Source organism: Arthrobacter pascens (assembly GCF_030815585.1).
Lineage (GTDB): Bacteria > Actinomycetota > Actinomycetes > Actinomycetales > Micrococcaceae > Arthrobacter > Arthrobacter pascens_A.
This window is the reverse complement of the sequence record NZ_JAUSWY010000001.1, coordinates 2,986,527-3,001,644: the sequence shown is the minus strand read 5'-3', so window position 1 is coordinate 3,001,644 and position 15,118 is coordinate 2,986,527. Positions and strand designations below refer to the sequence as shown.

The window sequence follows — 15,118 nt, the reverse complement described above, 5'->3', positions numbered from 1 at the left end:
CACTCAGGCGGCTGGAGCCGCCTGGAAGTGTTTTTCGATGAGGCCCTTGATGTCCTCGTGGCAGCCGCCGCAGCCGGTTCCGGCGCGGGTTGCCTTGGAAACTTCACCCACAGTGGAGCAGCCTTCCTCCACGGCGCCCTGGATCTTGGCCCCGCTGACCCCCGCGCAGCGGCACACTGTGCCCTGCGGATCGGCGGGTCCGGAGGATGCCAGCTGGTCCGGTCCGTCCAGGCGGAGCAGCAGCGAGCGGTCCGCCGGCAGTTCCGCGCTGCGTTCGAAAAGCCCCACGAGCTCCGCGGCAGTACGCGGCATGCCTACCGCCACGATGCCTTCCAGCACCCCTCCACGGGTGGTCATTTTCACGTAGCGGCCATGTTCGGGGTCCGACCACTGGGCGATCTGCAGGCGCGGCCTTCCATTCACCGCTCCCGCTGACAGGGCTTCCTCGTCCCATGGCTCGGCGGCGTTGTCCCCGGCCACGGCCATGTTCAGGCCGCGCGCCTTGAGCACAACCACTCCCGGCATTTCCTGGGGGAGTGCCGGCAGCGCGTCGGCGTCCTCCTGCGTTCCAGTGGCCAGCAGCGTCAGGTACTCGGCCAGCCACTCTGCCTGCCGCCAGCCTGGGCCTACCAGGCCGGACGGGCCCGTGGCGCTGCGGCACTCGGAGCACGCGTGATCCGGGCAGCGGACCTCTGCGCAGTCGCCGATGGCGAAGATGTGCGGTTCGTGGTGGGCGCGGAGGCGGTGGTCCACCAGGATGCCGGCGGCGGTGGAGAGGCCGCAGCCTTCAGCGAGTTCGGTCCGGGGCCGGACGCCGCAGGAGATGACCAGGAGGTCGCCGTCGATCGCGGAACCGTCAGCGAGCAGCAGGGCCGAGAAACCGCCGTCGGGAGCGTTGTGTTCCACACCGGTGGACCGGGCATTGGCCGCCATCTTCACGCCGCACTGGCGCAGGCTTGCGGCGAGCACCGCGCCGCCGCCGCGGTCGATGTTGCGGCCCAGGGGATGCGGGCCATTGTGGACCACGGTGACGGTGGCTCCTTCTTCTTCCGCGGCCAGCGCCGTCTCCAGGCCCAGGACGCCACCGCCCAGCACCACTACGCGTTTGCCGCCTTTGACGGCTTGCCGGAGCACTTCAGCGTCCCTGAGGTCCCGGAGCGCGGTCACGCCGGCGGGAAGCACGGGCGATGTGGGATCGGGGTTGATGCCCGTGAGGTTGGGGATCACCGGGCGCGAACCTGTCGCGAACACCAGGCGCTCATAGTGGGCGGAGGAGCCGTCCGTGAGGACCACCTGCTGCCGCGCACGGTCAACGCGGCGGACCCGCACGCCGAGCCGGACGTCCACACCTTCGGCCACCAATGCCGCGGCATCCGAGAGGGCCAGGGCGTCAGCGCTTGTCCGCCCGACGCCCAGGTCGGCGACCAGGACGCGGTTGTAGGCTGCCTCTGATTCTTCGCCCACCACTGTCAGCTGGACCTGCCCGCTGCGGACGGCAGGCATCAGCTCATCGATCAGGCGGGCTGCAACCGGGCCAAAACCCACAATGACAATCTGCTCACTCATGAGGCCTCCGTCGTCTGAAGAACACTGTTTTGGGGCTGGTCCAGCTGGTTCGCGGCCAGCCGGACCCACACCTTGTTGAACTTAAATTCGGGCATCCCGGAGATGGGATCGGTGGCGGCTTCCGTCAGGCGGTTGGCGCTCTCGAGTTCAGGGAAGTGGAACGGCAGGAAGACTGTTTCCGGGCGGATGGCCGTGCTGAGCTCGGCCCGGCACACCACCTCGCCGCGTTCGTTGGCCACAGAAACCAGGGATCCAGCGGTGATACCCATATCCGCCGCTGCGGCCGGGTGGATCTGCATCTTGGCCTCCGGCTGGCTGGCAAGCAGCTCCGACACCCGGCGCGTCTGTGCGCCGGACTGGTAGTGCTCCAGGAGACGCCCGGTGATGAGGGTCATGGTTTTGGCAGCGGCGTCCGGATTGGCGGCCGGCGTACGACGACGGCGGGGCGTCACCGCGGTCATGACCGCTTTGCCGTCGCTGTGGGCAAAGGCGTCCAGGAAGAGACGCGGGGTGCCGGTGCTGCCGGCCGGGTACGGCCAGTACGCGGCTTCTCCGCGGTCCAGCATGGCGTAGTCGATGCCGGAGTAGTCGGCCAGCCCGCCGGCGGAGGCCAGGCGCAGTTCCTCAAAGACCGTTTCCGGGTCCTCGCTGTAGGTGGACGGGGCTTCCAGGGCTTCTGCCAGCCGTGCCATGATCCAGAGCTCGCTCCGGGCCCCGGCCGGCGGCTGCAGGGCACGGCGGCGGCGCAGGACGCGGCCCTCGAGGTTGGTCAGCGTACCTTCCTCTTCCGCCCACTGGAGCACCGGCAGGATGAGGTCGGCTTCGGCTGCGGTCTCTGACATAAAGAAGTCGCAGACCACCAGGAAGTCCAGGCTGCGGAGCCCTGCGATGACGGAGTTGGCGTCCGGAGAGGCCACCGCGATGTTGGAGGCGTGGACAAAAAGGCACCGGACGCCGTCGGGCTTTCCGAGCGATTTCAGGAGCTGCACGGCGGGCAGGCCCGGCCCGGGGATCAGTTCCTCCGGAACGCCCCAGACGCCGGCTACGTGGGCGCGGGCGGCGGGGTCGGTGATCTTGCGGTAGCCGGGAAGCTGGTCGGCCTTCTGGCCGTGTTCGCGGCCGCCCTGGCCGTTGCCCTGGCCGGTGAGGGTGCCGTAGCCGCTGCGGCGGGAGCCGGGGAGGCCGAGCAGGAGGCTGAGGTTGATCGCGGCGGTGGCGGTGTCCGTGCCGTCCACATGCTGTTCCACTCCGCGGCCGGTAAGGATGTAGCTGCCGCCCTTGCGCGCCCCGTCTGCAAGCCTGCGGGCGGTTTCGCGGATGAGCTCCGCCGGAACACCGGTGAGTGACTGGACGCGTTCGGGCCAGAAAGAGTTCACGCTCCGGACCACGGCCTGGTAGCCGGAGGTCCGCTGGTCGATGAAGTCCTGGTCCGCCAGGCCTTCGTGGATCACCACGTGGGAGAGGCCCAGCAGGAGGGTGAGGTCCGTGCCCGGCAGGGGCTGGAGGTGGAGGCCGCCGCCGTCGGACGTGAAGGCTGCCGTCGCGGAACGGCGGGGATCAACGATGATCAACCCGCCGGCGTCACGGGCGCCCTTGAGGTGCTGCACAAACGGAGGCATGGTTTCGGCGACGTTGGAACCCAGCATCAGAATGGTGCTGGCGCTGTCCAGGTCCTCAAGCGGGAAGGGGAGCCCGCGGTCCACGCCGAAAGCGCGCATTCCGGCGGCCGCTGCGGAGGACATGCAGAACCGGCCGTTGTAGTCGATGCGTGAGGTGCCCAGGGCCAGGCGGGCAAACTTGCCCAGCTGGTAGGCCTTTTCATTGGTGAGGCCGCCGCCGCCGAAAACGCCGACGGCATCGGCCCCGTACTTCGCGCGGGTGTCCTTGACGGCTGTGGTGACCAAGGCCAGGGCCTGGTCCCAGCCGATGGGGCGGTGGATGCCGTCGGCCCCCTTAAGGAGCGGTTCGGTCACACGGCCGGGGTGGTTCAGCAGGGTGGCTGAGGTCCAGCCCTTCCGGCAGAGGCCGCCACGATTGGTGGGGAAATCCCTTCCGCTGACCTCCAGGAGAGGCAGGTCAGGGGCAGGTGCAGCGGGCACGGGAACTGACCCCGGCTCGGTAGCCGGGGTCAGTTCCGCTGGAGACTTGAGCGTCATGGCGCACTGCAGGGCGCAGTAAGGGCAGTGCGTGTCGGCGCTTTTGGTCATGTTAGACGTGTCCCATCGCATTTCGGTTGGCGTTGCGGATGTAGAAGGCCCAGCAGACAACCAGCATCACCGCGTAGGCCGCGACGAAGCCGTAGAAGGCCGGTGTGTAGGAACCGCTGGCGGTGTTGGAGGCGTTCAGCACCTGCGGGATAACAAACCCGCCGTAGGCGCCGATGGCGGAGATCAGGCCGAGGGCGGAGGATGCCAGGCGCTGGGTCTCCACCGTGCTGGCGCCTGCCTTCGCGGCCCGGCTGGAGGTGGCGAAGATGATGGGGATCATCCGGTACGTTGCACCGTTTCCGAAGCCACTGGCCGTGAAGAGCATCAGGAAGAGGACCAGGAAGAGCCAGAAGTTCTTCAGCGGAAGGGTCCAGATCATGGTGAGCGTGATGACGGCCATGGATGCGAATGCCGCCACGGTCATCCGGGCGCCGCCCATGCGGTCAGCCATGCGTCCGCCGTAGGGACGGGCGAGCGAGCCGACCAGCGGGCCGAGGAAGGCCAGCGAGAGTGCCACGGTTCCGACTCCGATGGAGGAGAAGGCGGGGAAGTAGTCCTTGATGAGCTTGGGGAACACGCCGGCGAAGCCGATGAAGGAGCCGAAGGTGCCGATGTACAGCAGCGCCATGATCCACAGGTGCGGTTCCTTGAGGGCGGCAACCGAGCCGGCCACGTCTCCCTTGGCACTGGTGAGGTTATCCATGTACTTGTAGGCGCCGAAGGCAGCGATCAGGATGAACGGAACCCACATCCAGCCGGCCATCGGCAGGTTGACGCTGCCCATTGCCAAGAGGGTGATCGCGATGGGGACGGCCAGCTGGGCGACGGCCGCGCCCATGTTGCCGCCGGCGGCGTTCAGGCCCAGGGCCCAGCCCTTTTCACGTGCCGGGTAGAAGAAGGTGATGTTGGCCATGGAGCTGGCGAAGTTGCCGCCGCCGAAGCCGGCCAAGGCTGCCACCAGCAGCATGACCCCGAACGGGGTTTCCGGGTTGGAGACGCAGAGCCCCAGCCCGATGGAGGGGATCAGGAGGAGAAGTGCCGACACGATGGTCCAGTTCCGGCCGCCGAAGCGGGGAACCATAAAGGTGTAGGGAATGCGGAGCGTGGCACCTACCAGGCTGGGCATCGAGATCAGCCAGAAGATTTCCGACGTGGTGAACGTGAAGCCGGCAGCGGGGAGCTGGACCACCACGATGGACCAGAGTTGCCAGACGACAAATCCGAGGAATTCGGCGAAGATGGACCAGTTCAGGTTGCGGCGGGCGATGGTGCGGCCGCCGGATTCCCACTGCTCCTTGTTCTCGGCATTCCAGTTCGCGATCCAGCGGCCGGGGCGGAATTCAAGGGCGGGCGCGTCGGTTGTACTGGTGGAGCCGGGCTGCGCGCTGGCGGATGTGGACACGCCTTTAGGCAACGGGTCGGTGTCTACATCTACGGAATTGCCGGTGCCGGCATCTGCGCTGCGGTCAACAGTCACGGTGTTACCTCCTCTGGGGGATGTTGTACTTCCACGGTAGAGAAGGCGCGTTTCGTGGACGGTCGCGGTTTGTTAACGCGCTGTGACATTTGCCTATCGGCCGCTTTGGAGGGGCGTGAGGAACGGGATGTGAGACAAATCCCAAGGGTCCGTATCGTGGACTATTCGTCCATTGACTGGACGAGGGGAACTAATATTGGACTCTAACTACTGCACGCCGGGCCTTACCCACGTCCGGCCGGTTCTCACGAAAGTGTTCATACATGTCTTCAACTGAAACCTCAATGGAGCCAGGATCTGCCAAGGCGGTGAACACGCGCGGACGTGTCATCGTTGCCAGCCTCATCGGCACCACCGTTGAGTTCTACGACTTCTACGTCTACGCCACAGCCGCGGTCCTCGTCTTTCCCCAGCTGTTCTTCCCCGGCCAGAACGAGACCACCCAGCTGCTGAGCTCCTTCGCCGTGTTCGGTGTGGCCTTTGTCGCCCGTCCCCTCGGTTCAATCGTCTTCGGGCACTTCGGCGACAAATTCGGCCGCAAGGGAACCCTGGTGGCATCGCTGCTGACCATGGGTATTGCCACCTTCCTGATTGGTTGCCTGCCCACAGCGCTGGTTCCCGGATGGGAATTCTGGGCGCCCGCCCTCCTCGTGGTGATGCGTTTCGCCCAGGGCCTGGCACTCGGCGGAGAATGGAGCGGCGCGGCACTGTTGGCTACGGAGAACGCGCCGGCCAACAAGCGCGCGATCTACGGCACGTTCCCGCAGTTGGGCGCACCGATCGGCTTCATCATCGCCAACGTGATCTTCCTGGTGGCCAGCTACGCCCTGTCCCCGGCCGATTTCCAGGCCTGGGGATGGCGGGTGCCGTTCCTGCTGAGCGCCGTCATGGTCATCATCGGCCTCTACGTCCGCCTCAAGCTGATCGAAACGCCGGCCTTCACCAAGGTGCTCGAATCCAACGAGGTGGCCAAGCTGCCGCTTGCCCGGGTCTTCAAGACGAGCTGGCGTCCGCTCATCCTGGGCACGTTCATCATGCTCGCCACCTACGTGCTTTTCTACCTGATGACCACGTTCACCCTGACCTACGGCACCCGGCCCGCCTCGCTGGACGCCGCCAAGGCAGCAGCGGAGAAGGCCGGCAAGCCCATGACCGAGGCTGCGGCCGCGGCGTTCGTTCCCGGGCTGGGCTTCACCCGCAACGACTTCCTCTGGATGCTGATCGCCGGCGTCGTGTTCTTTGGCATCTTCACCCTGGTGTCCGGCCCGCTGGCCGAGAAGTACGGCCGCCGCAAGATGTTGCTGGCCGTGACCGGAGGCATCTTCGTCTTCGGCCTGCTGTTCGTCCCCCTGTTCAGCGGCGGCTTCGTAGGCACCATGGCGCTCCTGGTCATCGGCTTCTCACTGATGGGGCTGACGTTCGGTCCCATGGGCGCGCTGCTGCCTGAGCTGTTCCCCACCAACGTGCGGTATACCGGATCCGCCGTGAGCTACAACGTCTCCAGCATCCTGGGCGCAGCGGTGGCGCCGTTCATCGCCGTCGCTCTCTGGGAACAGGCTGATGGCAGCCCGGTACTGGTGGGTGTCTACCTCACTGCCATGGCGGTGCTGACCCTCATTGCACTGTTTGTGAGCAAGGAGACCCGGGACCTGGACTACGAAAACAACGTGGCCTGACGTCCCAGCCCGTTTACTGACGGCAATGCCCGGCGCGTCCCTTGGATTCGCCGGGCATTGCTGCGTCAGGGGAGGCTCAACCGTGCAAACTCAACCGTGCAAACGACAGGAGGCACGGCGGGGCCGCGGCAGAACGGTACCTTCAGGTGGCCCGGCCGCTCGCCAGGACCGCCGTGGACCTCAGGTGTAACAGACCGTCCCGGCTCAGCTGGGCAGTGCGGCGGGCAAAGACCTTCTGCATGCTGGCCCGGGCATCGGGAGGCTGGCTCCGGTACGTCTCCCCGATGGAGGCGATCCCAGCTACTACGCCGAGCCATAGGTCCTCGGGTCTGATGCTGAACGTCCAGCTGACCGTGAATGCCTTTTCGCCCTCCAACCCCGCAGTTTCGAGCAGACGGGCCAGCCCGGCCTCAGATCGTTCGAAGTCCTGATCCGGATGGATCCGTGTGCCCCGTGGTGGTCCGGCACAGGCGGTCACGTCACTCCAGAGGTCATACAGCGGGCTCGGCCCGGCTGGCCAGATAGTGATGGCAACAGTTCCGCCCGGCGCGCAGACCCGGGCCAGCTCTGCAACGCTGGCTGCTGGCCGGGCAACGTGGTTGATAACGAAATTCGCCGTGACGGCGTCAAAGATCCCGTCGAGGTAAGGCAATGCCGGAAGGGCTCCGACCCCGAACCGGACGCCAGGAATTCGGCGGGTGGAAAGGTCGACCATGGAGAGCTCCCGGTCGACGCCTTCGACATTGAATCCGCAAGCCGCCGCTGCCCTGGCCAGCGCGCCAGTCCCGCTGCCGACGTCGAGGAGTCGCCGAGGAAACGTCGACGGCGTCGCGGGGTCCTCGAGTACCTGGAGCATCGAATCGATCGTCCCCGCGCACAGCCGGCCGAACGATGCTTCATAGGCTTCGGCCAGGTTCTTCCACGCTCGCATCCGTTTAACGTACCCGAAATCACCGGGGTGGGGAGGGGTCCAGGCGTGGCGGGACCCTACCCCGGAGGCCGTAGCAGGAACGGCTCTGGCCTGGCTTGTCAGCCAGCGTAGCGGGCCACAAAATTCTTCAGGATGTTAGTGGGTTCCGTGACGGTGAAGCGCCGGGCGCCCGCCATCAGCTCCTCGGCGGACTCGGGCGGAAAATACCCGGCATGGCGGTAAATGTCGATCCGGGTCACCAGGCCTTCCACATCCAGTTCGGGGTGGAACTGCGTTGCGTAAAGGTTCTCTTTGATCCTGAACATCTGCACCGGGCAGGCCTCTGACGATGCCAGCAGCACTGCGTGGGACGGCAGCGAGCTGACTGCCTCCTTGTGGCCCGTGAAGGCGATGAAGCGGCGCGGCATCCCGCGCAGCACCGGATCGGCGAGACCAGCATCCGTGAGTTCAATCTCCACCCCGCCCAGTGGCTCGCCGAAGGTCCTGTCGATGACGGCGCCCTGATGGGTGCCCAGGGTCCCAACCCCGTAGCAGGCACCAAGAAACGGGAAGTCCTCTGCCACGATCCTGTCCAGCAGCCCGGACAGCTCACGCTCGACCAGGTGCTGTGTGGGGCTTTTATGGTCGCTCGGGTCGCTGGAGGTGAAGGGACTGCCGCCCACAATCACGCCCGAGTAGCCGGACAGGTCAAGGTCCGGCAGGGGACCGGCCTCAAGCCTGATACGCCGCAGCTCCGACGATGCCAGCCCGCCATATCTGAGGTAGGCGGCGTACTCGTCCTCGGCAGCGGTGTCTTCGGCCCGGGAGGCCAGGAGCAGGAAAGGCTTCACAGGCTAAGTGTGCCCCGCCGCTACGGCGCATGCCAGAGGGTTGCGTGCGCTCAGAGGGCCGTGGCCTCCGCCAGGGACCGCCGGGACTGCGGCTGGGCGGCGGGGTCCGCATGCCGGTGTACCAGCTTCCAGTAGCCTTCTTCACGGCGGAAGATACTGGTCACGCGGAGCGCGAATTCCTCCACGACGGCGGCCTCTGCCACGCGTGCCCGGAAGTGTTCAGTCTCCACGAGGTAGGCAGTGTCGCGGGCCGTGTAGGACGTGACGGTGTCGAAGCCGAGCATTTCTCCTTCGTGGTAATGCCTCGAGGCCTGGTCAAGCCGGGCCTCCACCTGCGCCCAGCCGCGGGCGATGCCGCCAAAGGGGTTGGCCAGGGTGACGTCATCCAGCCGGGAATATAGCTCCTTGATTGGTCCGGGATTCCCCCGGGTGATTTCTGGAACGGCCAGGTGGTAACGGTCCACTTCTTCTTCAAAACTTGGTGCGATCATGGGTGCCTCCGGCAGTAAATTAGTCTTCGATCGTGGCGATGACGGCGCCGGCCGAAACCGTCTCACCGGCCTGTGCGCTGAGTCCAGTGATGGTCCCGGAGCGGTGCGCGGTGAGGGGCTGCTCCATCTTCATCGCCTCGAGTACCACCACCAGGTCGCCTTCGGCCACAACATCGCCGTCGGCCACTGCCACCTTGACGATGGTGCCCTGCATGGGTGAAGTCAGCGCGTCGCCGGTAGCGGCCGCCGCCGACCCCCCCGCGCGGGTGCGCTTCTTGGACTTGGCGGACTTCGCTCCGGTACCCGCGGAACCGGATCCCAGCGTCCCGAGCGATGCCGGCAGTACCACTTCGAGGCGTTTGCCACCTACTTCAACCACCACGCGCTGGCGGGCGCCGGCGTCGTCATCATCGATCCCGGCTCCATCCGGGGTCCAGGCGGGAAGGTTGTTGACAAATTCTGTTTCGATCCACCGGGTGTGGACGCTGAACGGTCCACTGGCAGGTGCGAAGGCCGGGTCCGAAACAACGGCGAGATCGAAGGGGATGACCGTGGGAATCCCTTCCACCACCATTTCCTCCAGCGCACGGCGGGCGCGCTGCAGCGCCTGCGGGCGGCTGGCGCCGGTCACGATGAGCTTGGAAAGCATGGAGTCGAAGTTGCCGCTGATGACATCGCCCTGCTCGATCCCGGAATCGATGCGGATTCCCGGGCCGGTGGGGTTCTTCAGGACACGCACGGTGCCAGGTGCCGGCATGAAGTTGCGGCCCGGATCCTCACCGGTGATGCGGAATTCGAAGGAGTGGCCGCGGACCTCGGGGTCGTCATAGCCGAGCTCCTCGCCGCGGGCCAGCCTGAACTGCTCGCGGACCAGGTCGATTCCCGTGACCTCTTCGGAAACGCAGTGCTCCACCTGGAGCCGGGTGTTGACCTCCAGGAAGGAGATGGTGCCGTCCTGGCCCACCAGGAATTCGCACGTACCTGCGCCGAGGTAACCGGCTTCCTTCAGGATGGCTTTCGACGATTCATAGAGGCGGCGGTTCTGGTCCTCGGTGAGGAACGGTGCGGGGGCTTCCTCGACGAGTTTCTGGTTGCGCCGCTGCAGCGAGCAGTCACGGGTGGATACCACCACCACATTGCCGTGCGCATCTGCGAGGCACTGGGTTTCGACGTGCCGGGGCGCGTCAAGGAAGCGTTCGATGAAGCATTCGCCCCGGCCGAAGGCGGCGACGGCCTCACGGACAGCAGAGTCGAACAGTTCGGGGATTTCGTCGCGGGTGCGGGCAACCTTGATTCCCCGGCCACCGCCGCCGAACGCAGCCTTGATGGCCACGGGCAGACCGAACTTGTCCACGAAGTCGAGGATTTCCTCGGCGGACTGCACCGGGTCGGCGGTGCCGGGAACCTGCGGTGCGCCCACTTTCTCGGCGATGTGGCGGGCCTGGACCTTGTCGCCCAAAGCGGAAATCGCCTCGGGGGAGGGGCCGATCCACGTGATGCCGGCCTCGATGACCTTCGCAGCGAACTGGGCGTTTTCTGCGAGGAAGCCGTAACCGGGGTGGATGGCGTCAGCGCCGGACTGGCGGGCGGCATCGATGATCTTGTCCATGACCAGGTAGGACTCGGCAGCAGTGTTTCCGCCAAGGGAGTAGGCCTCGTCCGCAAGCCGGACGTGCAGTGCGTCGCGGTCCGGCTCGGCGTAGACAGCCACGGAGGCGATGCCTTCATCACGTGCAGCGCGGATGATCCGGACTGCGATTTCGCCTCGGTTGGCGATCAGCACCTTTGTGAGGTTCGACTGCACGGGACTTGCGGACTGCTCCAAATTTGCTGACAAGGCGTCTCCTTCTTTCCTTCAGGGAGCCTAGCGCGATTTTGAGGGTTCCCCCGATATTACTTGCGGATTCCGCGTGTAAACGGCCGAAGCTTTGTAGGGAAGCTACAAGTTCCACCGAAATCGGGTCTGTTTACTACGCCGGCCACAGCTCCGTGATGCGCACATTCGCCTGGGCCAGGAGGCTGCGCAGCGTCGAAATGGAGAGCCCGACGACGGCATGCGGGTCGCCGTCCACCTTCCGGATGAACGCGCCGCCCAGGCCGTCGATGGTGAAGGACCCGGCGCAGTGCAGCGGCTCACCCGTGGCGATGTACGCGTCGATTTCCTCAGGATCCATAGCCATGAAGTGGACTTCGGCGGAGGCGACTGCACCGATGGTGGCGCCTGACCCAGGTGCTGTGGTGGCGTCGTCGGGGGTGGTGTCCCGGCAGTCCACCAGCCAGTGCCCGGTGTGCAGCACCCCGCTGTTGCCGCTCATCCTGAGCATCCGTTCGCGAGCGACGGCGGCTGTGTATGGCTTCCCGTGCGCCTCGCCACTGAACTCAAAGACGGAGTCGCAGCCGACCACCAGCGCGCCCTCCGCTTCCGGCAGTGCCGCCACGGCCTCGGCCTTGGCCCGTGCCAGCAGCAGGGCAGTGTCGTGGGGGTCCGTAATGCCATACCGGGCCTGTACGGCGTCCTCGTCCACATCGGACACCAGAACCGAGTGGCTGATGCCGGCCTCGGCCAGGAGCTTGGTGCGGGCTGGGGATTGGGAGGCAAGAATCAAGCGGGTCACGGGCTCCAGCCTAACGGGCCTGCTCAGGCCTGGTGGACCAGCTCCGTCGATGCCGGCGCGGAGGTGGCGTCCTGGCGCAGCCTGGCACCTTCGACGTCGACGTCCGGCAGGATCCGTTCCAGCCACGTGGGCAGCCACCAGGCCTTGCTGCCCAACAGGTACATCGCTGCCGGCACGATGGTCATCCGCACCACAAACGCGTCCACCAGCACACCGAAAGCCATGGCAAATCCCAAAGGACGAACCATAGTCAGGTGGCTGAAGATGAAGCCCGCGAATACGCTGACCATGATGATGGCGGCAGCTGCGACCACGGCCGCCGCATGGCTGAAGCCACTGCGCACAGCGTGCCTGGCTGACTCGCCGTGCATGTAGGATTCGCGCATGCCGGAGGTGATGAACACCTGGTAGTCCATGGCCAGTCCGAAGAGCACGCCGATCAGGATGATGGGCAGGAAGCTCAGGACAGCGCCGGGGTTGGCGACGTCGAACACGGCTCCCAGCCAGCCCCACTGATACACCGCCACCACCGCTCCAAACGCAGCGGCCAGGGAGAGCAGGAAGCCGCCTGTGGCCAGCAGCGGTACCACGACGGAGCGGAACACCAGCAGCAGCAGGATCATGGAAAGTCCCACCACGATGGCCAGGTACAGGGGCAGGGCCTCAGCTAGTTTGGTGGACACGTCCACATTGCCTGCCGTTTGGCCGGTGAGCCCGATGCTGACACCGGTGGCCTCCTGGATCCCGGCCTTGTTGGCACGCAGCTCGGAGACCACCTGGACGGTGCTGGCACTGGCCGGTCCTTCCTGGGGAACCACCTGGAAGACGGCGGTGCGGCGGTCCTCGCTCAGGGCTACGGGCACTGCTGCAGTTACGTTGTCCATGCCACGCAGGACGTCGGCCACATCCAGCTGCCTGGTTTGTGCTTCCGTTTCGCTCAGGCCGGCCGGAAACTCACCCACCACCACGATGGGCCCTGTCATCCCCTCGCCGAAGCTCCTGCCGGTGACGTCATAGGCGTGGTAGGCCTGCGAATCCACCGGCTCCGAACCGCCGTCGGGCAGGGCGAGCCGCAACTGGCTGGCCGGCAGGGCCACGATGCCCAGCAGCAGCACGCCCGCAACAAGGGCGGCAACGGGGTGCCGGGTGACCAGGCCGCCCCAGCCGTGACTGCTGCGGTGTTCTTCCTTGGCCCTGTCCTCAGCTTCGTGGCCGGGGTGGGCATCGCGTTTGGCTGCCCTGGCCCAGGCCCGCTGGGAAATGAGCCTGCGGCCCATCAGCGAGAGGACGGCCGGCGTCAGTGTCAGCGCCACCACAACGGCGACGGCGACTGTCGCTGCGGCGGAAAGGCCCATCACGGCCAGGAACGGCAGGCCCGGGACCACCAGTGCGGCAAGGGCGATGATGACAGTGAGGCCGGCGAACAGCACGGCGTTGCCGGAGGTGCCGGTGGCCAGGGCAACGGATTCCTCGGCGTCCATGCCGGCCAGGAGCTGGCTGCGGTGCCGGTTGACGATGAACAGGGAGTAGTCGATGCCTACGGCAAGCCCCAGCATCAATGCCAGCATGGGCGAAATGGAGCTCATGTCCACAGCCCCGCTGAGGGCGAAGGTGCCGCCTACTCCAACGGCCACGCCTATCAGGGCCATCAGGAGCGGAAGGCCGGCAGCGATCAGGGTGCCGAGCATAACGATCAGGACCAGGGCGGCGATCGCAATGCCCAGGATTTCGGAGATGCCGAACAGCTCCGAAACATCCTCAGTGATTTCCTTGCTGGCAAGCGCAGTCACGCCTGCTGCGGAGACTTCCTGCGCGATTTCCTGGACCTGCTGGCGGACGCTGGGTTTCCAGGCCGTTGATGGAGGTCCTGAACTGGACCTGAGCCAAGGCCGCGGTGCCGTCTTCGGATACAAAACGCAGGCCGGACGATGCTGCAAGCTGGCGTTTGGCGAGGTCCAGCTTGGCCGCGCCGGCCGCAAGCTCCTGCGCGCTGGCGTCGAGCCTTTGCTGTCCAGCCGCCAGGGCGGCTTTCTGCTGTCCGAGCCGGGCTTCGATGACGGCGGCTGGGGTGCCTGCGGCGGTGAGCTGCTGCTCGGCTTCGGCCAGTTGCGCCGCGCTGGCCGCGAGCCCGGCCCTGTTCTTGTCGAGCTCCGCCTTGCCCGCCGCGGCCTGCTGTTCGCCCGCGGCGAGGTCCGAAGCCGCCTTGTCCAGCTGCGTCTGCGCGGCGAACGGATCCACAGTGCCCCGGACGTCGGGAAGCGACTCCAGTTTGGCCAGGGCAGCCGATACGGCGTCCTTCCCGGCCTGGGTAAACTTCCCGTCCCTGGTCTCGAACACAATGCCGGCCGCTCCGCCGGAGGATTCGGGGAGTCCTGTCTTGAGCTTGTCCGCCATCTGCTGGGTTTCGGTACCCGGGATCTGGAAATTGTTGGACATGGTGCCGTGGAGGGCGGTTGCAGCGCCGCCCACGGCCAACATCACGGCAAGCCACAACGCGATGACAAGCCAGCGGCGGCGGTAGGAGAACTTGCCAAGGCGGTAAAGCAGTAGAGCCATTTCAGAGCCTGTCTGTGCCGGGGGAGCTTGGGGTGGGGGAGCCTGGGGTGGGGGACGCGGAGGTGGCGCGTGCACCGCCGTCGAAGCCGGCGCCAAGATGGCCGATGGCATCGATCAGCAGCTGGCGGAGCACGGAGAGGGAGGCCGGCGACATGTCGCCACTGCACCGCGCAAACCACACGTCCATGGCCGCTTTCCCGCAGGCAATCGCCGAACCTGCCAGGGCGCGCAGATACAGTTCATCGATCACTGCGCCAGGAGTTCCTGCGTTGCGTTCCTTGGCTGCGGCGATGATCTGTTCGGTGCAGTGGTCCCACGCTTCCAGTTCGGAGCGGGACAGCTGCGGGTTCTGTTCAATGAGCGTGAACAGCTCGGCCAGGGGAGCAACAGTCATGGGGTCGGCAAGTTCCATCAGCGCGGCGCGGGCGGATTCGAGGATGGGTTCACTTGCAGGCCGCAGCCGGAACTGCTGGAGGGCGTTGTCCAGGAAGCCGTGGGTCATCGACGCCAGCGCAGCTTCTGTGCTGCCGAAGTAGTTGAAGAACGTGCGCCGGGAGATCCCTGCGGCGTCGGCTATGTCCTCCACTGTGAAATTGCCGGGACCATTGCTCCGAAGGAGTGTCAGTGCCGCATCGGTAATGGCCTGGCGGGTGGCGGCCTTGTTCTTTTCACGGCGCGACGGCGGCGGGGCCGTTCCGCCGGGGGCAGCGCTGGGAGCCGGCTGAGGTTGAGGCATCCGGTTACACTACGTGCATCTTTGCACTCTGCG

The 15,118-nt window shown here is 66.1% G+C and carries 10 protein-coding genes and 1 pseudogene; 1 reads left to right on the top strand and 10 read right to left on the bottom strand.

Translation table 11 applies throughout. The features are described 5' to 3' along the window. Positions 1-3: 3 nt before the first annotated feature. Genes QFZ30_RS13870 through QFZ30_RS13860 form a run of 3 tightly spaced genes read right to left on the bottom strand, consistent with a single transcriptional unit; the run spans position 4 to position 5,250 of the window. Positions 4-1,566 carry an FAD-dependent oxidoreductase gene (locus tag QFZ30_RS13870; RefSeq protein WP_307077123.1) on the bottom strand — a complete coding sequence of 521 codons (1,563 nt, stop codon included), beginning with the start codon at positions 1,564-1,566 and terminating at the stop codon, positions 4-6. Then, positions 1,563-3,773 (bottom strand): molybdopterin oxidoreductase family protein, encoded by a 2,211-nt coding sequence (locus QFZ30_RS13865; RefSeq protein ID WP_307077121.1) that lies wholly within the window; start codon positions 3,771-3,773, stop codon positions 1,563-1,565. The genes QFZ30_RS13870 and QFZ30_RS13865 overlap by 4 nt, the downstream gene beginning before the upstream one ends. A gap of 1 nt (position 3,774) precedes the next feature. Beyond that, on the bottom strand, positions 3,775-5,250 hold the full coding sequence (locus tag QFZ30_RS13860; RefSeq protein WP_307077119.1) for an MFS transporter: 1,476 nt from the start codon (positions 5,248-5,250) through the stop codon (positions 3,775-3,777). Between the two features lie 263 nt (positions 5,251-5,513). On the opposite strand from QFZ30_RS13860, the gene QFZ30_RS13855 reads away from it, so the two are divergent. Beyond that, positions 5,514-6,926 (top strand): MFS transporter, encoded by a 1,413-nt coding sequence (locus tag QFZ30_RS13855; protein WP_307077117.1) that lies wholly within the window; start codon positions 5,514-5,516, stop codon positions 6,924-6,926. A 142-nt stretch (positions 6,927-7,068) separates the two neighbouring features. Here the strand turns inward: QFZ30_RS13855 and QFZ30_RS13850 are convergent, their stop codons facing one another. The 7 genes and pseudogenes from QFZ30_RS13850 to QFZ30_RS13820 form a co-directional block, all read right to left on the bottom strand. After that, positions 7,069-7,857 carry a class I SAM-dependent methyltransferase gene (locus QFZ30_RS13850; protein ID WP_307077116.1) on the bottom strand — a complete coding sequence of 263 codons (789 nt, stop codon included), beginning with the start codon at positions 7,855-7,857 and terminating at the stop codon, positions 7,069-7,071. A 98-nt stretch (positions 7,858-7,955) separates the two neighbouring features. After that, positions 7,956-8,687, bottom strand: coding sequence for a glutamine amidotransferase (locus QFZ30_RS13845; RefSeq protein ID WP_307077114.1), 732 nt, complete (start codon positions 8,685-8,687; stop codon positions 7,956-7,958). 50 nt (positions 8,688-8,737) lie between these two features. Beyond that, positions 8,738-9,178, bottom strand: coding sequence for a YybH family protein (locus tag QFZ30_RS13840; protein WP_307077112.1), 441 nt, complete (start codon positions 9,176-9,178; stop codon positions 8,738-8,740). A 19-nt stretch (positions 9,179-9,197) separates the two neighbouring features. After that, entirely contained in the window at positions 9,198-11,015 is a 1,818-nt protein-coding gene (locus QFZ30_RS13835; RefSeq protein WP_307077110.1) for an acetyl/propionyl/methylcrotonyl-CoA carboxylase subunit alpha, read from the bottom strand. Between the two features lie 133 nt (positions 11,016-11,148). Then, positions 11,149-11,793 carry a Maf family protein gene (locus tag QFZ30_RS13830; protein WP_307077108.1) on the bottom strand — a complete coding sequence of 215 codons (645 nt, stop codon included), beginning with the start codon at positions 11,791-11,793 and terminating at the stop codon, positions 11,149-11,151. 23 nt (positions 11,794-11,816) lie between these two features. Next, positions 11,817-14,349 (bottom strand): annotated as a pseudogene (locus QFZ30_RS13825) (MMPL family transporter). Position 14,350: 1 nt separating this feature from the next. Further along, entirely contained in the window at positions 14,351-15,085 is a 735-nt protein-coding gene (locus QFZ30_RS13820) for a TetR/AcrR family transcriptional regulator (protein ID WP_307077106.1), read from the bottom strand. Positions 15,086-15,118 lie beyond the last annotated feature (33 nt).

What these genes read in the sequence shown, in the direction of transcription:
- QFZ30_RS13870 (WP_307077123.1), bottom strand. Translation starts at nt 1,566, where the DNA reads ATGAGTGAGCAGATTGTCATTGTGGGTTTTGGCCCGGTTGCAGCCCGC.
- QFZ30_RS13865 (WP_307077121.1), bottom strand. Translation starts at nt 3,773, where the DNA reads ATGACCAAAAGCGCCGACACGCACTGCCCTTACTGCGCCCTGCAGTGC.
- QFZ30_RS13855 (WP_307077117.1), top strand. Translation starts at nt 5,514, where the DNA reads ATGTCTTCAACTGAAACCTCAATGGAGCCAGGATCTGCCAAGGCGGTG.
- QFZ30_RS13850 (WP_307077116.1), bottom strand. Translation starts at nt 7,857, where the DNA reads ATGCGAGCGTGGAAGAACCTGGCCGAAGCCTATGAAGCATCGTTCGGC.
- QFZ30_RS13840 (WP_307077112.1), bottom strand. Translation starts at nt 9,178, where the DNA reads ATGATCGCACCAAGTTTTGAAGAAGAAGTGGACCGTTACCACCTGGCC.
- QFZ30_RS13820 (WP_307077106.1), bottom strand. Translation starts at nt 15,085, where the DNA reads ATGCCTCAACCTCAGCCGGCTCCCAGCGCTGCCCCCGGCGGAACGGCC.